The sequence below is a fragment of the Hydrotalea sp. genome (assembly GCF_049968455.1).
Classification (GTDB): Bacteria; Bacteroidota; Bacteroidia; order Chitinophagales; family Chitinophagaceae; genus Hydrotalea.
This window is the reverse complement of the sequence record NZ_JBMFQT010000003.1, coordinates 75,482-96,824: the sequence shown is the minus strand read 5'-3', so window position 1 is coordinate 96,824 and position 21,343 is coordinate 75,482. Positions and strand designations below refer to the sequence as shown.

The 21,343-nt window shown below is 33.5% G+C and carries 23 protein-coding genes; 9 read left to right on the top strand and 14 right to left on the bottom strand.

Annotated elements, in window-relative coordinates:
- Nucleotides 1–64: 64 nt before the first annotated feature.
- Entirely contained in the window at nt 65–748 is a 684-nt protein-coding gene (locus ACP5P5_RS03080) for a hypothetical protein (protein ID WP_428284648.1), read from the top strand.
- Nucleotides 741–1,034, top strand: coding sequence for a winged helix-turn-helix domain-containing protein (locus tag ACP5P5_RS03075; RefSeq protein WP_428284647.1), 294 nt, complete (start codon nt 741–743; stop codon nt 1,032–1,034). The genes ACP5P5_RS03080 and ACP5P5_RS03075 overlap by 8 nt, the downstream gene beginning before the upstream one ends.
- A gap of 4 nt (nt 1,035–1,038) precedes the next feature.
- On the opposite strand, the gene ACP5P5_RS03070 is transcribed toward ACP5P5_RS03075, so the two are convergent.
- Complete coding sequence (locus tag ACP5P5_RS03070; protein WP_428284646.1) at nt 1,039–1,971, bottom strand: NAD(P)-dependent oxidoreductase; 933 nt, start codon at nt 1,969–1,971, stop codon at nt 1,039–1,041.
- A gap of 27 nt (nt 1,972–1,998) precedes the next feature.
- Entirely contained in the window at nt 1,999–2,793 is a 795-nt protein-coding gene (rsmA, locus tag ACP5P5_RS03065; protein WP_428284645.1) for a 16S rRNA (adenine(1518)-N(6)/adenine(1519)-N(6))-dimethyltransferase RsmA, read from the bottom strand.
- Nucleotides 2,794–2,872: 79 nt separating this feature from the next.
- Between rsmA and pdxA the strand changes: the two genes are divergently transcribed.
- Together pdxA and ACP5P5_RS03055 are read left to right on the top strand one after the other, a co-directional pair.
- Entirely contained in the window at nt 2,873–3,961 is a 1,089-nt protein-coding gene (gene pdxA, locus ACP5P5_RS03060) for a 4-hydroxythreonine-4-phosphate dehydrogenase PdxA (RefSeq protein WP_428284644.1), read from the top strand.
- A 13-nt stretch (nt 3,962–3,974) separates the two neighbouring features.
- Nucleotides 3,975–4,850 (top strand): aldose 1-epimerase family protein, encoded by an 876-nt coding sequence (locus tag ACP5P5_RS03055; protein WP_428284643.1) that lies wholly within the window; start codon nt 3,975–3,977, stop codon nt 4,848–4,850.
- Nucleotide 4,851: 1 nt separating this feature from the next.
- Here the strand turns inward: ACP5P5_RS03055 and ACP5P5_RS03050 are convergent, their stop codons facing one another.
- From ACP5P5_RS03050 to ACP5P5_RS03040, 3 genes are read right to left on the bottom strand one after another with little or no spacing between them, the layout of a single operon-like run.
- Nucleotides 4,852–5,541 carry a hypothetical protein gene (locus tag ACP5P5_RS03050; protein ID WP_428284642.1) on the bottom strand — a complete coding sequence of 230 codons (690 nt, stop codon included), beginning with the start codon at nt 5,539–5,541 and terminating at the stop codon, nt 4,852–4,854.
- A gap of 19 nt (nt 5,542–5,560) precedes the next feature.
- The gene (locus tag ACP5P5_RS03045) at nt 5,561–6,436 is read right to left on the bottom strand and encodes an ABC transporter permease (protein WP_428284641.1); all 876 of its coding nucleotides are present in this window, start codon (nt 6,434–6,436) and stop codon (nt 5,561–5,563) included.
- 28 nt (nt 6,437–6,464) lie between these two features.
- Nucleotides 6,465–7,379, bottom strand: a complete 915-nt coding sequence (locus ACP5P5_RS03040; protein ID WP_428284640.1) for an ABC transporter ATP-binding protein — start codon at nt 7,377–7,379, stop codon at nt 6,465–6,467.
- Between the two features lie 220 nt (nt 7,380–7,599).
- On the opposite strand from ACP5P5_RS03040, the gene greA reads away from it, so the two are divergent.
- Both greA and ACP5P5_RS03030 read left to right on the top strand, forming a co-directional pair.
- Nucleotides 7,600–8,067, top strand: coding sequence for a transcription elongation factor GreA (gene greA / locus ACP5P5_RS03035; protein WP_428284639.1), 468 nt, complete (start codon nt 7,600–7,602; stop codon nt 8,065–8,067).
- A gap of 103 nt (nt 8,068–8,170) precedes the next feature.
- Complete coding sequence (locus ACP5P5_RS03030; RefSeq protein ID WP_428284638.1) at nt 8,171–8,560, top strand: HIT family protein; 390 nt, start codon at nt 8,171–8,173, stop codon at nt 8,558–8,560.
- Nucleotides 8,561–8,580: 20 nt separating this feature from the next.
- Here ACP5P5_RS03030 and ruvC read toward each other — a convergent pair whose 3' ends face one another.
- On the bottom strand, nt 8,581–9,144 hold the full coding sequence (ruvC, locus tag ACP5P5_RS03025) for a crossover junction endodeoxyribonuclease RuvC (protein WP_428284637.1): 564 nt from the start codon (nt 9,142–9,144) through the stop codon (nt 8,581–8,583).
- A 180-nt stretch (nt 9,145–9,324) separates the two neighbouring features.
- Here ruvC and ACP5P5_RS03020 point away from each other — a divergent pair, with 180 nt between their 5' ends.
- Together ACP5P5_RS03020 and ACP5P5_RS03015 are read left to right on the top strand one after the other, a co-directional pair.
- A complete protein-coding gene (locus ACP5P5_RS03020; RefSeq protein WP_428284636.1) occupies nt 9,325–10,287 on the top strand; it encodes a hypothetical protein in 963 nt (320 codons plus the stop codon).
- Between the two features lie 74 nt (nt 10,288–10,361).
- Nucleotides 10,362–11,153: a DUF3108 domain-containing protein gene (locus ACP5P5_RS03015; protein ID WP_428284635.1), complete on the top strand. Its 792-nt coding sequence runs from the start codon at nt 10,362–10,364 to the stop codon at nt 11,151–11,153.
- Between the two features lie 9 nt (nt 11,154–11,162).
- On the opposite strand, the gene ACP5P5_RS03010 is transcribed toward ACP5P5_RS03015, so the two are convergent.
- The 5 genes from ACP5P5_RS03010 to ACP5P5_RS02990 form a co-directional block, all read right to left on the bottom strand.
- Complete coding sequence (locus tag ACP5P5_RS03010; protein ID WP_428284634.1) at nt 11,163–12,017, bottom strand: MBL fold metallo-hydrolase; 855 nt, start codon at nt 12,015–12,017, stop codon at nt 11,163–11,165.
- Between the two features lie 38 nt (nt 12,018–12,055).
- Nucleotides 12,056–13,390 (bottom strand): MFS transporter, encoded by a 1,335-nt coding sequence (locus ACP5P5_RS03005; RefSeq protein WP_428284633.1) that lies wholly within the window; start codon nt 13,388–13,390, stop codon nt 12,056–12,058.
- A 64-nt stretch (nt 13,391–13,454) separates the two neighbouring features.
- Entirely contained in the window at nt 13,455–14,249 is a 795-nt protein-coding gene (locus ACP5P5_RS03000; protein WP_428284632.1) for an undecaprenyl-diphosphate phosphatase, read from the bottom strand.
- Between the two features lie 88 nt (nt 14,250–14,337).
- Entirely contained in the window at nt 14,338–14,592 is a 255-nt protein-coding gene (locus ACP5P5_RS02995; protein WP_428284631.1) for a DUF3098 domain-containing protein, read from the bottom strand.
- An 87-nt stretch (nt 14,593–14,679) separates the two neighbouring features.
- On the bottom strand, nt 14,680–15,555 hold the full coding sequence (locus tag ACP5P5_RS02990; RefSeq protein ID WP_428284630.1) for a cell division protein FtsX: 876 nt from the start codon (nt 15,553–15,555) through the stop codon (nt 14,680–14,682).
- A 183-nt stretch (nt 15,556–15,738) separates the two neighbouring features.
- Between ACP5P5_RS02990 and leuS the strand changes: the two genes are divergently transcribed.
- Complete coding sequence (leuS, locus tag ACP5P5_RS02985) at nt 15,739–18,498, top strand: leucine--tRNA ligase (protein ID WP_428284629.1); 2,760 nt, start codon at nt 15,739–15,741, stop codon at nt 18,496–18,498.
- Between the two features lie 185 nt (nt 18,499–18,683).
- Here leuS and ACP5P5_RS02980 read toward each other — a convergent pair whose 3' ends face one another.
- The 3 genes from ACP5P5_RS02980 to ACP5P5_RS02970 all read right to left on the bottom strand — a co-directional run bounded on the left by ACP5P5_RS02980 (nt 18,684) and on the right by ACP5P5_RS02970 (nt 21,310).
- On the bottom strand, nt 18,684–19,241 hold the full coding sequence (locus ACP5P5_RS02980) for a hypothetical protein (RefSeq protein WP_428284628.1): 558 nt from the start codon (nt 19,239–19,241) through the stop codon (nt 18,684–18,686).
- 118 nt (nt 19,242–19,359) lie between these two features.
- Nucleotides 19,360–19,824 (bottom strand): DinB family protein, encoded by a 465-nt coding sequence (locus ACP5P5_RS02975; RefSeq protein WP_428284627.1) that lies wholly within the window; start codon nt 19,822–19,824, stop codon nt 19,360–19,362.
- Between the two features lie 4 nt (nt 19,825–19,828).
- Nucleotides 19,829–21,310 carry a glycoside hydrolase family 30 protein gene (locus ACP5P5_RS02970; protein ID WP_428284626.1) on the bottom strand — a complete coding sequence of 494 codons (1,482 nt, stop codon included), beginning with the start codon at nt 21,308–21,310 and terminating at the stop codon, nt 19,829–19,831.
- Nucleotides 21,311–21,343: the final 33 nt, after the last annotated feature.

Here is a 21,343-nt window from a genome sequence, read left to right as displayed (position 1 = left end):
AGCTTATTATCAATTTGTTGTACCGGTAATAAGCTATTATATTAGCACTAAATTAGCCTTAGCTATGCAAAACGAACACCAATTAACTGAAGCGGAAAGCTTACAAATTATTACCGAAATGATTGGTAAGGTAAAATCGCATTTTCATGAAAGTGGAAGTGGTGCTATTTTATGGGGTAGTGTAATTGGGTTTTGCAGCTTAATGAGTTTTCTGCAGTTGTATTTTCATTTTAACATCGGTTTTGATATTTGGATATTGTCATTAATTGCGATTATACCTCAGTTATTTATTGTATGGAATAATCGCCGTAAAAGGACAATTGAAACCTATAGTGAGGCGTCTATGAATGCAGTATGGAGTACATTTGCCCTTGTTTTATTTGGATTAATTCTTTATTTGAATCTTATTGGAAACATTTCTAAACAGCTTATGTTGAATGAGCAGCAGTTGTTACTGATTAAAAATACACAGACTGGTGAATTAAAAGAAATTGTACCATTTGTATTAAGCAGTAATTCGTTGTTTTTACTCATTTATGCTTTTCCAACATTAGCTACCGGTTTTATTCGGAAGTTTAAACCTATGATATTAGGTGGAATATTATGTATGTTATGTTTTGTGGCATCCTTGTTTTTAAATACTACATTCGATTTTTTATTGCAAGCAATTGCAGTTATTGTAAGTTGGCTAATTCCCGGATTAATTTTGCGTAACAGGTATGTAAAGCAACAAATGGGCAATGTTTAAAGATCTAGATCCAATATTACACTCACAATTAAGGCTTGCGGTAATCAGTTTACTAATTAGTGTAAAAGAAGCCGATTTTTCTTTTATAAAAGAAAAAACAAATGCTACTGCGGGTAACCTGTCTGTTCAAATACAAAAGCTAAAAGAAGCCGGTTATGTTGAAGTAGAAAAAAAATTTAGCAATAATTATCCTTTAACTACTTGTAAAATTACCCCTAAGGGAATTGAGGCTTTTGAAGCCTATGTAAAAGCATTACAAGAATATTTAAATGCCGGAAAATCGTAAGTGCTTAATATTTGAATCCTAATTTAGTTAAAACTACGGTTGCCATTTTGTATAATGCTTCGTGGCTGTAACCCGCTATATGTGGCGTTATTAACACATTAGGCTGTTGTAAAAGCCAATTTAATTGTTCTTTTTCCTGAGCATTATAATTATTTAATTGTTCATTCTCTAAAACATCCAAAGCAGCGCCTTTAATTTTTTTATTTTTTAATGCTTCAATGAGTGCTGCTGTGTTGGTTACTTTACCCCTGCAAAGATTTAAGAAATAAGGAGTGCGTTGAAGTTTGTTAAAAAAATGGGTGTCTGCTAAATGGTAAGTTTCATCCGTTAAAGGCACATGTAAGCTAATTACATCGGCATACCGTTGAATTTGTTCCATATTTGCTTCATGAATATAGCCTTTTGCAAAGGCTGATTTATATTTATCGTAGGCTAATACGGTAACTTTAAACGGTTCTAATAATTCCGAAAATGCACTACCGTTATTGCCATATCCTATAATGCCAACTGTTCTTCCATACAATTCTTCGCCTCTGTTAGCATCTCTTTGCCAAATTCCATTTTTGACTTCCATATAGCTTTTGGTAATGTTGTTCATTAAATTCAATAACATACCTAATCCTTGTTCAGCTACGGCATTTCTATTACCTTCAGGGCTACTTACACAAATAATATGTTTACTTTCTGCATAGGGTACATCAATCATTTCCATACCACTGCCCAATCTGCCAATCCATTTTAGATTTTCCGCAGCATCAAGCATTGGTTTATCAATTGCCAACTTGGTGGTAACAATTAAACCATTGGCTTTTCCAATTATAGCTAATAGTTCTTTATATTGAATGCCAGGTTTATATATTACTTCCCATCCATTTTTTTCAAGTGTTTCATTTAAAATAGGATGACATTTAGCGGTAATAATTACTTGTGGATGCATGGTTTCAGCTTTGCTATCTGTAAATATTTATAATGAATACTTCATTTTAAAAGTAAGTTGCACAAAATCGGTAACTGATAATTGTTCGGCACGTTTATTAAAAATTTCATCCTGTAAAGTATCAGCTTCAAATAAGTTTTTTACGGCATTGCGTAACATTTTTCTTCGTTGATTAAAAGCAGTTTTTACCAACAGAAAAAAATGTTTTTCGCTTAACATATCTTCTACAACTGCTTTTCTTTGTAGTTCAATTACACCGCTCATTACTTTCGGCGGCGGTTTAAAAGCTGTGGGTTCAATACTAAATAGGTATTCAACATCATAAAATGCTTGTATTAATACACTTAAAATTCCATAAGTTTTACTGTTTGGTTTTGCTGCTACTCTTTGTGCTACTTCTTTTTGAAACATGCCAATTACAACGGGTACTTGTTGTTTCCATTCCAGAATTTTAAATAGAATTTGCGATGAGATGTTATATGGAAAATTTCCGATTACGGTAAAATCATTTTCAAAAGGAATATCCATTTCCAAAATGCTGGCATGAATAATTTTTTGTTGAATTTGGCGATAGGTTTTTTCTAAATAAGCTATTTTCTCTGTATCTAATTCAACTGCTTTAAAGTCAATATTAGGAATATCAAGTAAATACTTAGTTAATGCACCACCACCGGGGCCCACTTCCAGCAATTGACTAAAGCGGTTTTTTTGTAATGCTGCAACAATTTTTTTACAGATGACCTCATTCACCAAAAAATGTTGCCCCAGCGATTTTTTTAATTGGTATTCCATTGTTGCAAAAATAACCAATTGTGCAGGCACAACTTAATATAATGTAGGGAATTATAATAGCACTTTCACGCACTAATCTCCTTAACTTTACCCTTTAATGTATTTCAACATGAGTAATGAATTGCAAAAACCTGTTATAGGTGTTACTTCCGGCGATTTAAATGGCATAGGTATTGAATTAATTATTAAATCATTATCCGACCATAGAATACTGGATATTTGCATTCCTGTGGTTTTTTCAGGTAACAAAAGCATTAATTTTTACAGAAAGAGTTTGCCTGATTACAATTTCAATTACAATACTACCAAAGATTTAACCAAGCTTAGCCACAAGCAGGTAAACCTGTTTAGTTGTTGGGAAGATGAAGTAGCTATTCAGCCTGGTGTGTTGAATAATATTGGTGGAGAATATGCTTATCGTTCATTAGAAATGGCTGTAAAAGCATTAAAAGATGGACAGATTCAAGGTTTGGTAACAGCACCTATTCATAAAAAAAACATTCAATCTGAAAAATTTAATTATAGTGGTCATACGCCATATTTAAAAGATCAGTTTCAGGTGAATGATGTAGTAATGATGATGGTGGCTGAAAATATGCGTGTGGCTGTTTTAACCGAACATATTCCGGTAAAAAATATTGCTGAACATATTACTATTGAAAATATTACCAGAAAAATAAAAATCATGCATCAAAGCCTTCAAACCGATTTTGGAATTGAAAAACCCAGAATTGCAGTTTTAGGGCTTAATCCACACGCAGGCGATGAAGGGTTAATAGGTAATGAAGAAGAAACAGTAATTAAGCCTGCCATAAAAGAATTGAAAGCAGCTAACCTGCTGGTTTTTGGACCATATAGTGCAGACGCTTTCTTTGCCAGAGGACAGTATAAAAGTTTTGATGCTGTTTTAGCTATGTACCACGATCAAGGCTTAATTCCTTTTAAATCGTTAGCCATTGGTGAAGGTATTAATTATACTGCAGGATTACCTGCTATTCGCACCAGCCCCGATCATGGCACCGCCTTTGATATTGCCGGCAAAGGAAAGGCTGATCCTACTTCATTTTTAGCTGCTATTTTTGAGGCAGTAGACATTATTCGTACGCGTCAGGGATATAAAGATGCCCGTGCTAACCCAATGAAGAAAATGAGTGCCAGAATTTTAGCCAATGCTGTTGATGAAAAAGTTGAAGAATAAATGTTAGAAAAGTATGGCTGTATATACTATTCACAACGATGTATTGAAAGTTCAGATTTCCGATAAAGGTGCTGAACTGCAAAGTATATTCAATACATCAACCGAACTGGAATATTTGTGGAAGGGCGATGCTGCTTTTTGGGGCAAGAAAAGCCCCATTTTGTTTCCCATTGTTGGCACTTTAAAAAACAACACCTATTATTATCAGCAGAAGGCTTATCAATTAAATAGGCATGGGTTTGCCCGTGATATGTTATTTGTTGTGGAAAAGTTGGATGAAACTTCAATTCGTTTTATGCTAAAAAGTAATGCTGACACATTGAGTGTTTATCCTTTTCCATTTCTATTAATTGTACATTACACATTAAAGAATAATGCTTTAAGCGTTACTTACACAGTAAAAAATACAGGTGCAAATGAAATGTATTTTTCATTAGGTGCACATCCGGCATTTGCAGTGCCATTAACAGAGAATACGGACTATGAGCAATATTCGCTTGTATTTAACCATTATGAAAATGCGGGTATATGGCCTTTAACTGCAGACGGATTAATACAAACACAGCCCGTACCTTTTTTTAATAATAATAATAAAATTGACTTGAAAAAATCGCTGTTTTACGGCGATGCACTTGTGTTTAAACATTTGCAATCAAGTATTATTCAATTAAGAAATAATCAAAATGAACATGGCTTAACTTTCACATATCACCACTTTCCTTATTTAGGTGTTTGGGCGGCCAAAGATGCAGATTTTGTTTGCATTGAACCTTGGTGTGGAATTGCTGACAGTGAAAATACGACACAGCAACTATCAGAAAAAGAAGGCATAGAACGACTTGCTGCCGCTTGTGTTTTTGAAAGAAGTTGGCAAGTGTCCGTTTACTAGATTAATTAAATATGCCGGATGGTAATCCTTTATTGATAGTATATGAGGTATAATCAATTTCCACTCTTCCATTTTTTTGTTGCATTCTTTTTCTATCCTCATCTGTTAAAGCTTCATCCATTTCAAGTGTAACACCTTTTGGAATTTTATAATCTTGTGTATTAAAAGTAAAAATAACTTTATTGGGAAGGCCCCAGTTACTGTATTGCCCATATTGCATGGCAATTTGATAAGTACCGTTTTCTTTAGTGGTGGTAATGGCTTTTCGAATTAGTAAGTTTTTTTCATCAATGTACAATGTTGTTAAAACAATATCATTATTTTCATTCATGGGTAAAAGCTTAACAATTTTAGTTGGAAATCCATCTACCATTGTATTCCCTGCTGATAAAGCCACATAGTTATTAACGGAAATAATGGCATTCATATTAATAGATATGCCTCCTTTTGGCAAAATGGAAATTCCTCCGTTACGTACCAACTTAAAATGGTTGGGTTGTTGATAATACATTTTTACATTACCTATAGGAGCTTTAATAAATGCTACATCGGTTTTCATTTTTCCAAATGCAACATATTCATGTACCTGATTTAGTTTTTGTTTTAATTTTTCAATCAATGGGGTTTCATCCTGAGCTTTAGCAACAGATATAGTTAATAATATAAGCAATAAGGTTTTCAAATATCTCATAACGATTATTTTAAATACATTAAGTTAAAATATCTTTTCTTTTAAATGTAAACATTGCTATACCTATGAAAATTACTATATGAAGTATAAGAATTCCTGCGGATTCAATGATTTGTTGTTTGTTTTGTATGGTTCCGTTGATTGCAGTATTATCGGCGTTAACTTTTAAGTCAAAAAATTCCTTCCATGCAACCATATGTGTAGTAAATAAATAAGGCTGAATTTTTTGAAAGATAGGGATGCTCATAGTACTTAATATAGTAAGAAAGATGATAATGCTAATGGTTGCAACAATGGGTCCAATTGAATTATCGGCAAAAATTGACAGCAGGAAACCCAAAGCAGCAACAGTTAACATGGCCAGTAAAGCGAATCCAAAAGCGCCTAAATAGCGCCAAAAAACATCATCTCGGCTTAGCTGTACCAAATACCTGGTTTTTTGAATAATTAAATCATCGGTACCAAATAACCACATACTTACAAACAATGCTAAAATGGCCATCCAAACCAATAAAAGAAAAGTATATATAGCCGTAGCAAAAAATTTAGATAGTATTATTTCATTACGACTAACAGGTTGGGTTAATAATAAACGAAGGGTTCCAATATTGGCTTCACCACTTACCATATCGGCAGCAACTAATGCAATAAGTAACGGAACATGTACCAGTAGTAATTGTAATATAATATAACAAACTAAATAACCATTTAATAGTTTACCTTGAAATACAAATGATTGTTCAACATTATTCATAACAAAACTTACATAGGCATCTCCATCTAATTTTAAACCTAGTTGTATAATGCCTATTAATGCTGCAATGGCAATAAATGAAATATAGGTGCGCGGACGTTTAAAAATTTTATATAGTTCAACTTGCAGTAAAGTCAGCATAAATAAAAATTATAGTTGAAAATATTGTTTATTCAATGGTAGATGTTACTTGTAAAAAATAATCTTCAAGACTGTGGCGAGGTTGTAGTAGTAGTAACTGAACACCGCGTTCGAATAAAAATTTATTTAGTTCGGGAATTTGGTTATAATGCATTTTTAAAAAAATATTGGGTCCACGGTTTATTTGTAAGTTATGTTGCCATTGTGAATTTTGTAAGTGGGCTAATGCATTCAAGTTATCATTTGTATTTATTTCAACAATAGTATCGGCAGGATTAAACAAGGCTTTGGCACTATCTGTAATTACTTTTTTCCCTTTGTCAATAATTAATATGTGTGTAGCAATTTGCTCTATCTCTGAAAGTAAATGCGACGAAAGAAAAACTGTGATTTGGCGCTCGGTATTCAATTGCATAATTAATTGACGAATATCTGCTATGCCTTGCGGGTCTAAACCATTGGTGGGCTCATCTAACACAATTAATGAAGGGTTGTGCATTAATGCTATGGCTAAACCTAGCCTTTGTTTCATTCCTTGCGAAAAGGTTTTCACTTTACTACTAGCCCGATGCGCCAAACCAACCAGCTCAAGTTGATGAGTTAGTTGCGATTTAGTTAGTTGTAACTCATGTAGTCGTGCAAACATTTTTAAGTTATCATATGCGCTTAAATATCCATATAAATCAGGTTTTTCAATAATGGCACCAATTTGTTTTAAAATAACTTTTCGTTTTTCCAATAAAGGCATTCCCAAAAAATGAATTTGCCCAGAAGTAGGGCTGATTAATGACATTAGCATGCGAATAGTAGTGCTTTTACCCGCACCATTTTGTCCTAAAAATCCAAATATTGACCCCTTAGGTACTTCAAATGAAAGATTATCGACCGCGGTAATATGTCCAAATTGTTTTGTAAGTCTTTGAACCTCAATAATTGATTCCATAATGTTCAATAACAACAAATCTATTACTTAGTTGGGCTTTAGCTTAAAAAAATGAATGTTAAAGAATTTGACCAACTATTGAAGTTTGTATCACATTAACAGCAAAATTTCTTTAGATAAAGTTTTTTTTCATGAAATTGCTTATTTTTGTAGTTGCGCAACGCTGCATATTTATTATGTGGCGTTGTATTTTTTTTATGTCTATTAAAAAAAGTTGGCTATGAGTGAATATGTAACAAAAGAAACTTTTGAAAAAATGCGCGAGGAACTACAACGCATGAAATCAGTTGACAGACCTGCGGCTGCCCGAGCCATTGCTGAGGCACGCGAGAAAGGCGATTTAAAAGAAAATGCGGAATACGATTCAGCTAAAGAAGCGCAAGGGTTATTAGAGGCCCGTATTAAACAACTGGAAGGGATAATTGCCAATTCAAAAATTGTTGATCCTGAATCAATTGATACTAGTAGGGTGGCAGTACTTACTAAAGTAACTGTTGTTAATATGGCTACTAAAAAAACCTTTACCTACCAAATTGTAGGAGAGAAAGAAGCTAATTTAAAAGAAGGGAAAATTTCTGCTAGCTCACCCATAGGTAAAGGTTTGCTAGGTAAATCAGTTGGTGAAATTGCTGAAATTCAGGCACCGGCCGGTATGATTAAGTTTAAAGTTGAGAATATTACCATTTAATAATTTTATGCTTTTAAAAGCCTCGTGTACAATTTAGAAAACGAGGCTTTTTTAGTTTTGTCAAGGTATTGTAACTTCAATCAAATATTTTAAATTCGACTGTATGACATTGTTTTCTAAAATTATCAACGGCGAAATACCCTCTTATAAAATTGCAGAAAGCGACCGGTTTTATGCTTTTTTGGACATTTTTCCATTCACAAAGGGACATACCTTAGTTATTCCTAAAATTGAAACGGATAAATTATTTGAACTTCCAACTGATTATTTGGCAGAAATTCTGCCCTTCGCTCAACCAATTGCTCACGCAATTCAAAAAGCATACCCCTGCAATAGGGTAAATATAGTAACATTGGGATTTGAGGTACCTCATGCACACATACATTTAATTCCAATGAATGGCATGCATGATATTCATTTATTAGAGCATAAACTAAAACTAAGTGAAGATGAATTAGAAACAGTGCAACAAAATATATTAAAATACCTTTAAATAAATATGCAACAAGTGCACTATTTTTTTGTTATTTTTTTTTCTTGTAATTGAATGTAATGCTCCCAGTTTTTAAATTTTTGTTGCGTTTGTCCCAATACACTATGCGTCTGATAGTAGTGGCATAATGCCACACTTAAAGCATCCGATGCATCTAAATATTTTGGTACTTCTTGTATTTGTAAAATTTGTTGCAACATTCTCCAAACTTGTTCCTTACTAGCATTTCCATTTCCGGTAATTGATTGTTTTACTTTTTTAGGTGAATATTCAGTAACTGGAATTTTGTATTGCATGGCAGCGGCAATAGCAACACCCTGTGCACGTCCCAGCTTTAGCATACTTTGAACATTCTTTCCAAAAAAAGGAGCTTCAATAGCAAACATTTTAGGTTGGTAATTGCTAATAAGACTACTGATTTTAGTATGAATTTTTTCTAAACGTTCATATATGTCATCATACTTTGTAAGGCTTATTACATCCATAGTAATAAGGGCCGGCTTATTATTTTGTATTTCTAATAGGGCATAGCCCATTAGTTGCGAGCCGGGGTCAACGCCTAAAATAGTAGTTTTTGTTTGCATGATTGTTTTAATCAATGAATTGAGTATTACCTTCAAATGCTAAAACGTAAAATAAGTTTGTACTTTGCCTATTAGCAACTGAATATGATTTTTTACTTATTACTTTATTACTTTGTGCTAAATTAAATAGTTCTGAGCAGGCAATTTAAAATACTTATTAATTATTTCCTCGGACCAATATTGTTCATTTGGTTAGCCATTGTTATTTATCATCAAATACAGTCGCAAAACAATTTGAATGAGGTTTTTCATTTATGGGTTAATTCAATAAACGGAACAAATAATTGGAATTTACCGGTAATTATATTATTAACTTTTTTTAATTGGGCAATTGAAGCAAAAAAATGGCAAATTTTATTGCAAACAATTGAAAAAACTAATTTTTGGCATGCCTATAAAGCCATACTAACGGGTCAGGCATTAGCAATTGCTTCTCCAAACAACATTGGTGAGTTTGCAGGTAGAATGATGTATGCACAAGAAGGGAATAGGGGGCGTTCGCTAATTTTAAATATTATTGCCAGTTTAAGTCAACTATGCATTACCTTTTTTGCAGGCGTTATTGCAGTGGCATATTTGTGGAAACAATTGCCTCATGCTTTTCATATCATTACTGTAATTTTGCCTATTTCGTTAACTTATTTCAATATAATTATATTCGCCTCTACGCTAATTCTGTTACTAATTTATTATCGTTTATCGCACCTTACCCAATATTTTGTTCAATTACCTTATTTTAAAAAATATAGATATTACTTTGAAAACATCACGCATTTGCATTGGTATAAATTAACAACAGTTTTAACATATTCTGGCTTTCGTTTTGTAATTTTCCTAGTGCAGTATGTGTTAATGTTGCAATTATGTGGAGTGCATGCACAAATATTTCAATTGGTAGCTATAACGGCTTTGTTTTTTTTGGTATTGGCCATTATTCCAACAATTGCTATTGCCGAGGTTGGCATTCGTGGAGTAATTAGTTTGCAGTTATTTGGTATGGTTAGTAATAATATGATTGGTATATTGTTAGCGACAACTGCAATTTGGTTAATGAATAGGGTTATTCCGGCAATAGTGGGTGCATTATTCGTTTTGAATATTCGGCTATTTAAAAAACAGCCTAATGAAAAAATAAGACAATAATGTATCAACTATTTACTGAAAAAATTGTATAAGTATTAATAATTATATTTTAATATTTTCGAGGAGGAATCTGCATGAAGAAATTTGTAATAATTTTATTTACCCTTGCTGCCTCTTTCCCACTTAGGGCCGGTGAGGAGTTGTGTGGTGTTAGAAACTTTGCTTTTGAACATGGCGAAAGCATTTCATACACCATTTTTTATTCCGTAATTGGTATTTATGTCAATGCAGGAACGGCCAATTTTACTACCTATCTTGAAAAATTAAATAATAAAGATGTTTATCATGTAGTAGGTACGGGAAGCTCAAACCCAAGTTATGACTGGATTTTTAAAGTACGTGATCGTTATGAGTCTTATATTGATACGGCTAGTTTACAACCCTATAAGTTTATAAGGAATGTAGATGAAGGCGGGTATAAAACTTATGAAAATGTAACTTTTAATCAACAAACCAATACTGCCATAACTGCAAAGGGAGTATATAAAGTGCCCAGTTGCATACAAGATGTTTTAAGTTCTATTTATTATGCTCGAAATTTAGATTTTAATAGTTATAAGGTGGATGATAAAATTCCTTTCGATATGTTTTTAGATAACCAAGTTTACCCACTTTATATTCGTTATTTAGGCAAAGAGGTTATTAAAACGAAATATGGTAAATTTAGAGCTATAAAATTTAGACCACTATTAGTAAAGGGCACCATTTTTACAGGTGGTGAGAAAATGAATGTTTGGGTATCAGACGATGCCAACCATATACCATTGCGTATTGAAAGCCCCATTGTAGTGGGTAGCGTAAAAGTTGATATGATGCAATATCGCAATTTACGCCACCCTTTGTCATCAATGATTGCATTTCATTAAGGGAAACAATTACAGATCTCGAAGTCGGAATGTTTCATTATGCCGGATACCTTTTTCGGTATTGATTAAATTGCAACATTCGTTTTGAATGTCATGTTCAAAAAATAATATATAATTTTCTTTCAGAGCTTTATTCAAAAAATATTCTTTTTCATTTAGGGTAGTTAATGGAAACATATCATAGGCCATTACATAAGGCAAAGGGATGTGGGCAATAGATGGTAATAAGTCGGCCATGAATACAACGGTATGGCCTTTATATTTTATTTGCGGTAGCATCATTTTATTGGTATGTCCGTCGGCAAATAAAATTGAAATATTGTTATAGAATGGTGCTGTAACCGGTTCATCTATTCTGCCTGTTGAAATAAATTGTAGTTGCCCACTTTGTTGAATGGGTAGGATATTATCTTTTAAAAAAGAGGCCTTTTCTCTGGCATTCGGTTTTGTTGCCCACTCCCAATGAGCTTCATTGCTCCAATAAGTTGCATTTTTAAATGTTGGAACCAATTGGCCGTTTTCTAACGATATACTTCCTCCACAATGATCAAAATGTAAATGTGTTAAAAATACATCTGTTATATCATTTTTGTGAAATCCTAATTGATGTAACGATTTATCCAAACTAGCATCTCCATTCAAATAATAATGTGAGAAAAATTTTGCATCTTGTTTATTACCAATGCCATTGTCAACCAAAATTAACTTATTTCCATCTTCAATTAATAAACAACGCATAGCCCAGTTGCAAAGATTATTTTCATCGGAAGGATTTAATTTTTGCCAAATAGTTTTTGGTACTACGCCAAACATCGCACCACCATCTAACTTAAAATTTCCGGTTTCTATGGTATGTAATTTCATAAAAAATATTTTAAACTACAACAAAAGTACAGCAGTAATTATATTGCCATTGGTACTTCTTTAATTTCATTTGGGGTTGTTTTTTTTGTAATAATATTGAGTAATAGTAACATGCCAATGATAAAAAATACCATTAACGCAATAATTGAATTACGCATGTTGCCTGTTATTTGTTGAATAAAGCCAAAACTAAACATGCCAATAACAATGGCAATCTTTTCTGTTACATCATAAAAACTAAAAAATGAAGCAGTATCTTTTGTTTCGGGCATTATTTTGGAATAGGTAGAACGACTCAATGATTGAATTCCACCCATTACTAAGCCAACTACGCCGGCAACAACATAAAATTGTAATTCAGTTGTTATAAAATATGCGGCAACGCAAACGGCTATCCAAATAATTACTACGAATAATAATATTTTAAAGTTGCCAAATTTGTCGGAAAGTTTAGCCATAATATAAGCGCCACCAATGGCTACAATTTGAATGATAAGTATACAAGCAATTAAATTACTGGTAGCCATTTGTAACACCTGACTACCAAATAAGGTAGCTGCCAACATTACTGTTTGAACGCCCATGCTGTAAAAGAAAAAAGCCAATAAAAAAGTTTTAAGTACAGGCATTTGTTTTGCCTGTTGCCAAACTTTTTTTAATTCGCTAAATCCATGATATATGATTTGTTTTTGTTGCAGTGTTTTATTCGCAGCGCTTTTAGGTAAACTTGCGAAAGTTATTTGGGCAAAACCCATCCACCAAAGTCCTACCAATAAAAAAGATAATCGTGGAGCAAATCCGGCATCTGTTATGCCAAACCATTCAGGTTTTAATACAAATACAAAACAAAATATTTGCAAAATAACACTGCCTACATAGCCATAGGCAAAACCTTTGGCACTTACATCGTCTCTGTCATTTTCAGCAGCAATTTCTGGTAAGTAGGCATTGTAAAAAACCAGGCTTCCGCAATAGCCAATAGCAGCTAATATGCATGCAATGATGCCTAAGCTTAATGTGTTTTTAGTAAACCAAAATAAAGTACAGCAGGCAACAGAACCTAAGTAGCAAAAAAATTGCATAAAAGCTTTCTTGTTACCCTTATAGTCGGCTATAGATGATAAAATGGGTGAAATAATTGCAATGACAAAATAGGCAAATGCTAAAGCATAATTGTATAATGAGGCACTTTCAATTTTAATACCTGCAAAACGAACTTTATGGCTAATAATATTACCTGCCTTATCAGTAAGGGTTGTAATAGCATCATAGTATGCAGGAAATATGGTGGAGGTAATTACCAAATTGTAGGCACTGTTTGCCCAATCGTACATGGCCCAACCATTGATTACTTTTTTAGGTGCTGTTTGCATGTACCTTTTGCTTTATTTTAAAAAATGATTAAGCTACAAGGTATAAAATTATAATTAGCCAAAATTATAAGTTGCCAGAGTAAATTAATGCTAAAACAATAACGCCCACAATTATTCTGTACCAGCCAAATAACTTAAATCCATGCTTTTGTAAGTAAGTAATAAAAAATTTAATGGCTAACATGGCTACCACAAATGCCACTACATTACCTATAGCTAAAAGTTTTAAATTTTGAGAGTTGGTTACTACTTCAGGATTTTCTTTCCATGTTTTCAACATTTTATAACCTGTAGCAGCTGCCATTGTGGGTACAGCTAAATAAAAAGAAAATTCGGCTGCCAGTTTTCGGTTTAATTTTTGTTGCATTCCTCCAATAATGCTGGCAGCACTTCTGCTTACTCCCGGAATCATGGCTAAACATTGCCAAATGCCAATAATGAATGCTTTGGGATAACTTATTTTCTCATCGCTACTAATATTGTTATTGCTGAAAAATTTGTCAATGAACAATAAAATAATTCCACCTGCTAAAAGGGTAATGCCTACAGTAAGCGGGCTTTCCAATAAAACATCAATCTTGTCGGAAAATAATTTACCTAATACTAAAGCGGGAATAACTGCAACAATTAACTTAACGTAAAACTGCCAACGACTAAAATCGAAAAATTTTCGCCAATATATAACTACTACTGATAAAATGGCCCCCAACTGAATGGCAATTTCAAACATTTTGGTAAAAGCATCTTTTTCAATATGCATGGCAGAACTGGCAATAATCATATGCCCGGTTGATGAAACGGGTAAAAATTCCGTTACTCCTTCTATTACTCCTTCAATAATGGCTTGTATTAGGTTCATAATTTTTAAAATGCTGGTTAACTAATTAAAAAAATGAATAATAAAAAAGCGATGCCGAAACATCGCTTTTACTGTATAATGAATTTTTTTATACCGAGGGTCTTTTTAAGATGGCAAAAATTTCAATAACCAATCCCAAAATAATTGTAATTGGTGCAATGGTTACACGTGTGGTGCTATATACCAAATTATAATCAAATTTATTGGGGTCTTCATTTTTTCCGCCACTCATTAAAAACATGCCAATAATAATGATAATGGCACCAATAATCATTAATTGATAGTTTTTTTTGCCAAAAAGTGGTGGCATTTCTTTTACCGGAGCATTTTTTTTATCTGTCATGGTAGTAATATTCATTCAGTTAGGCACGCAATATAAGAAACCCAAGCATTAATGCGTGTTAAAATATTAATTTTTTAGGATTCTGGGCTAGTATAAATCGTCTAATTTCATTTTAAGATACTTTATTACACTTCTGTGTGTACTGAATAATGAAATGGCAACTCCAACCAAAATCATTCCCCCGAATAAAATAAAGTTTAAGGTATTATCGTGAATAACCTTTAGTTGAGGCACTTGATTTTCAATCCAGCTAATGATTCCATACAAAAGAATAATGGCAATAATGGCACTAATAAAACCATTAATAATGGCTTTTATATCCATTGGACGCGCAATGAAACCACGTGTAGCCCCCACCATTTGCATGGTTTTTATTAAAAATCGGTTACTAAACATTGCCAGTTTAATGGTGTTGTCAATACTAAATATTACTATGATGCACAAGATGCATGAAATTACCAAGAAGGCAAGACCAAAGCGGGTAGCTTTTTCGTTAATGTTGTTTACCAATTCGCCGGGATATTTAATTTCTGTAATTTGATTACCGTATAGTGTCATAATATGGTTAGAAATATTATTAAGGCTATCTTTATTTACATAGGCAGCACGGGCATAAAAATCAATACTTTCCGGCAAGGGGTTAGCATCTAAAATTTTTGCCCAATCCTCATTATTGTCCTTATTCCAAATTTGTTTGGCTTTTTCTTTATCAATATATTCTACATTTTTAGCAAATGGCTGACTTACAATATACTGCTGCATTTGACTAATAGAATCTTTGTTAGCGGTGCGTAAAAATATTTGAACTTTAATATCCTCTTTTAGGGCATTTCCGGCTCTTTCAAAATTTAAAAATACCCAGCCCATAATACCCATTAACAGTAATACTAATGCAACGCCTACAACGCTGTTTATATAATTGGGTTTACTTTTTTTTAATGATGAACTTTTTGTTGGCTGCATATTATAAGTTTAAATATTAATATAATGTAAATGAACGGCAATGCCTTACATTTGTGCTATTACATTAAGTTTTGTTGCAAAATAGCGCAATTTTTTTTTTGAAAAAGCTTTGTGAAAAACTGTTCAGTAATTTTAAGTTTTAATACCAGTTTACAACGATAACGATTTTTATACCAAGTTAGTATGATGGAGTACAATTTTAAGGAATTAGAACAAAAATGGCAGCAATATTGGAATGAAAACTGTGTGTATGCGGTACCCAACGATTCATCCAAGCCAAAGTTTTATGTGTTAGATATGTTTCCTTACCCTAGTGGTGCCGGATTGCATGTTGGGCATCCTTTGGGGTATATTGCCAGTGATATATTTGCTCGATATAAGCGATTAAAAGGTTTTAACGTACTGCATCCTATGGGCTACGATGCATTTGGTTTACCAGCAGAACAATATGCTATTGAACATGGTATTCATCCCGCTATTTCTACAGAAAATAATATTCAAAATTTTCGAAGTCAATTAAATAAAATCGGTTTTTCTTTCGATTGGAATAGGGAGGTTAAGACATGTGATCCCAATTATTATAAATGGACTCAATGGATTTTTCTTGAATTATTTAACAGTTTTTTTGATAGAAATCTTCAGAAAGCTGTTCCGATAAACGAACTAATTGCAGCCTTCGCAAAACAAGGTAATCAACATCATGAATGCCCTGGCAATAATAACTTACATTTTACTGCTAATGAGTGGAATAATTTTTCAGAAAGTGAAAAGCAAAACGTGCTAATGCAATATCGCTTAGCTTATTGTGGTTATGGTGAAGTTAACTGGTGCCCTGCATTGGGAACAGTTTTGGCAAATGATGAAGTGGTGAATGGTGTAAGTGAAAGAGGGGGGCATCCCGTTGAAAAAAAGAAACTGCGACAATGGTATTTGCGTATAACTGAATATGCCGATAGATTATTACAAGGACTAGAGACTGTTGAATTTAGTGAGGCTATGAAGGAAATGCAAACCAATTGGATTGGTAAAAGTAGTGGGGCTGAAATTGATTTTGCTATTGAAGGCTCCACGGAAAAATTAAGGGTGTATACAACACGCCCCGACACCATTTTTGGGGTAGATTTTATGGTAATAGCACCTGAATTACCATTGGTACATACTATTACTACCAAAGAACAAAAACAAGCTATAGAAGCTTACTTAGCATATGTTAAAAGTAGAAGTGATAGAGAACGCCAAGCAGAGAAAAAAATATCGGGCTGTTTTACTGGTGCTTATGCAATTAATCCATTCAATAACAAACGTATACCCATTTGGGTAGCTGAATATGTATTGGCCGGCTATGGAACAGGTGCAATAATGGCTGTTCCTTGTGGTGATGATCGCGATTTTAAATTTGCTCAACATTTTAATATTCCTATAACTAATATATTAGGTTCAGCGTTTAATGGGCAAGAGGCAAATCCAACCAAAGATGCTGTTTTAGAAAACAGTGGATTTTTAAACGGTATGCCAATGCGTATAGCTATAGAGGTAGTTATAAATGAACTTGAGAAATTAGGTATAGGTAAAAGGAAGGTGAATTTTAAAATGCGCGATGCAGCATTTAGCAGACAACGCTATTGGGGAGAACCATTCCCAATAAAATGGATTAACGGAAATGCTGTTCCGCTATCTAAAACTGAATTACCTCTTTTATTACCCAATGTAAAAACGTATAGCCCTGGTCCGGAAGGTGAAGGACCATTGGCGAATATTCCGGAATGGGTTGAACAAAACTTGGAAACCAATACCATGCCCGGTTATGCAGGCAGCAGTTGGTATTTTTTACGTTATATGGATCCGCATAATGATGCCGCATTTTGCGACAGAGCTATTAGTGATTATTGGGGACAAGTAGATGTTTATGTAGGAGGTACAGAACATGCCGTAGGGCATTTGCTGTATAGTCGTATGTGGACAAAAGCCTTGTATGACTTAGGCTATATTGGGTTTGATGAGCCCTTTAAAAAATTGGTCAATCAAGGAATGATTCAAGGTAGTAGTAGGTTTGTATATAGAATTCAAGGTACTAATACTTTTGTTTCTGCAGGGCTAAAGCAGCAATATCAGGTTAACGCCCTACACGTAGATGTAAATATGGTTGATGGAGTAGTGCTTGATTTGAATGCTTTTAAACAATGGCGCAATGGTGAATATGCCAATGCAGAATTTATTTTAGAAGATGGTAAATATATCTGTGGAGTTGAAGTAGAAAAAATGTCTAAATCTAAATTCAATACGGTTAACCCCGATGATTTAGTAGCTAAATATGGTGCCGATACTTTCCGCATGTATGAAATGTTTTTAGGCCCGGTTGAACAAAGCAAACCTTGGGATACAAAAGGTATTGAGGGCGTACACCGTTTCATTAAAAAATTATGGCGCCTGTTCTTTGATGAAACAAAAGGCACTTTGCTAGTGAATGATAATGAGGCTAGTCCTCAGCAATTAAAAATTTTACACAAAACCATTAAAAAAATTGAAGAAGATACAGAGCGCTTTTCTTTTAATACTGCTGTAGCAGCATTCATGGTTTGTGTTAATGAACTTAGCGATTTAAATACGCATAATAAAGGTATTTTGGAGCCTTTGGTAGTTATGCTTGCACCCTATGCACCACATGTTGCTGAAGAATTGTGGCACGTTTTGGGAAATACTACTTCAGTAGTAGAAGCTCATTTCCCCCAATGGAATGCTCAATATTTGGTAGAAAGTGAAAAAGCTTACCCGGTAAGTGTAAATGGAAAATTGCGCACTACCATTGCTATTTCTTTGGAAGCTTCGCAAGCCGAAGTTGAACAAATTACATTGCAAAATGAAATAATTCAAAAGTGGATAGAAGATAAGCCAATTAAGAAATTCATTTTCGTGAAAGGTAAAATGATTAATGTAGTTGTTTAGTAATAGTTTATGCTCATTAATAAGTAATTGTTAAACGATTAACTCCATTTGCTGTACAATAAACTGAATCTGTAATTGATTGAAAGGGACTTGATGTGTCTTTTTTAAAAGATACCACTAATTTGGTAAACTGATTAATCGCGGTATGGTAGATTAAGGCAGTATCTATATTTGATGCTCTAAAATCAAGCCCCCACACAGACGGTTTTGCCGTCCATTGTCGTTTCAATTCCAATGTAAGGCGTATTATTAGCATAGTTACCCCTTCTATGCAACTCTACGGTAAGTAATGTTTTAGAATAAAAATTAAACTGTAAGTTATTTAGTTGGTTTGTATCTAATGTATAAAATGAATAAGAAGCATATTGATTGGTTTGAGGAACAATGCCTGGTCCGTTAGGTTCGCAATATTGAACGGTATTATTGGGTTGTGGGGTTGAAATAATAAGATGATGGGTTTTAAGTAATGATGTATCTAAAATTATTGGTAATTTAAAATAACCTTGTTGGTTGGTTGTGGTACTTCCTAAATTGTATTTGCTGCAGAAAATACAGTATTGGTTCTGGTATAATTGTATCGTAATTGACTGATTGGCAATTACGATATTTTTGCCTTTATCAAGCACATATCCGGCAATAATTACTTCAGCACAATTTCCTGTGCATACCAATAGTTGTTTTCTGCACGAAATTGTTATTAACATTAAAATGGTTATTACCCATATACGCAGTGTTAGTTTCATGCCATAGTATTATCTTTTAATAGATAATTAAGCAAAAAGAATCGCTGCTTTTATTTAAATATCGGGTAAAGCATAATAATCCATACAAGTTTTACTAATGCAAATCGGTTAAACCTGATTAGTGAAGTGTCACTAATCTTTTCATTGCATTAATGGTACCTGCATGTAAACCTTCATGAAAGGGTAGAAATTGTATGGCTTGAGTTATATTGCTAATGTTAACTCCATAACGTGTTTGCAAAGGCTCATAATTAACAAATAGTTTTTTTTCAATATCTTTTTTCAATTGTTCTAATGAAGATGTAAAAGTTTTTTTTATGCTTTCAATTTCATCGTTAGTAAAAATTTTATTGGGTTTACTTCCACTTTTAAAATATTCTGTAATGCTTTCATCCACAACTGGATTCAATCCTGATCGGATATAACAAATACCTTGTTGTGCAGCAATTAAATGGCCTAAATTCCAAATTATATTGTTGTTGAATCCGTTAGGTGTTGTATTCAGTTGCTCTTCAGTTAATGGCTCACAAATGGAAAGAATGAATTTTCTGGTAAGAATAATGTTGTTAATAATGGTGTGCATATTTTTAGTTGATTAGTTTGTTTTTGGGAATTACAATGCTTGCAATAGAATGAGGTAAACTATTTATGTATGCAGCATTGCCGTGTATCCATAAATGATAACCAAGTGGTTTATCTGATTGGTTCATAACTATTACTGCTATAGTGCCATCTGTATTTTCAAATGCAGTTGTTTCTAGTTGGTCTCTATTTGCTGAACTGATAATTCTTTTAGCACCTGGATGAACAAATCTTGAAAATTGACCTATGTAGTAAAAACTGTTAGTATAAATTAATTTACCTGTGCGTGTATCTGCATGTATTGGGGCAAAACAAAAATTACCAACATGGTTAGGTCCGCCTTTTTCATTTAGTAAAATATTCCAGTCTGTCCATGCAACGGTGCCATTATTAAAATCATTAATCATAGAGTGACCATATCGTTCACCCAAACTCCAATCATTCAACTTTTCAAAATCAAATTTTTCATTACATCCTTCCGTAAAAATTAAATTTTTGTTTGGAAATGCTTCATGTACTCTTTGTTCATTTAAAAATTCCATGCCGCTGCCGGTCCATGTTTCATACCAATGGTAGCCTATACCCCAAACATATTTGGCTGCAGCTTCATCTTCTAAAACCGTACTGGCTCTTTGATAAAGCAGGTCTCGATTATGATCCCATATAATTAATTTTTTGTCAGCAAGGCCATTCCGTTGTAAAGTAGGTCCTAAAAAGTTCTTTACAAAATCTCTTTCTGCTTCTGCCGTATAAATACAAGATTCCCAGGTTTGTTTTGCCATTGGCTCATTTTGTACAGTTAATCCCCAAACAGGAATACCATTGGCTTCATATGCTTTTATAAACTTTACATAATAGTTAGCCCATGCACTTCTAAAATTGTTTTTTAGGTGTCCACCTTCCAACATACTATTATTGTCTTTCATCCAGGCAGGAGGTGACCATGGCGAAACGAATAAATGGAATTGTTGAGCGGTTGTTTTAGCTGCGGCCTTTATCAGTGGCATCTTGTATTGTTGATCGTGGGCAATAGAAAACGTAGTTAAGTTACTATCATTATCTGCAACATAAGTATAACTGCTACTGCTGAAATCACAGCTATTAATATTGGTTCGAGCCATCGTATAGCCAATACCTGTTATGGGATTATAATAGGCATTTAATAATTCTTTCTGAGTAACTACCGGTAATTGGTAAAATGTTTCAGCAGCAGCATCGGTGATAGCTCCACCAAATCCAATAACTGTTTGAAATTTCTTATTGGGATCTACAAATACGCAAACTTGTGTTTCAACAGGTTGACCCATTGGATGAAAAGTTAAACTATCTGTAGCCGTTATTCGATAAGGTGTTGCTTTTGCGGTAGTATAAACGATTATATTATTAGAAGGTTTATTTGGGGGAGACTTCGGTATATGAGAAGTTGGTGCTGCTATAAAGCTCATTTCAATTACGATTATGAGTAGAACTGAAAATATTATTTTCATGCATTACAATTTCAACGAAGTTAATAATATTTG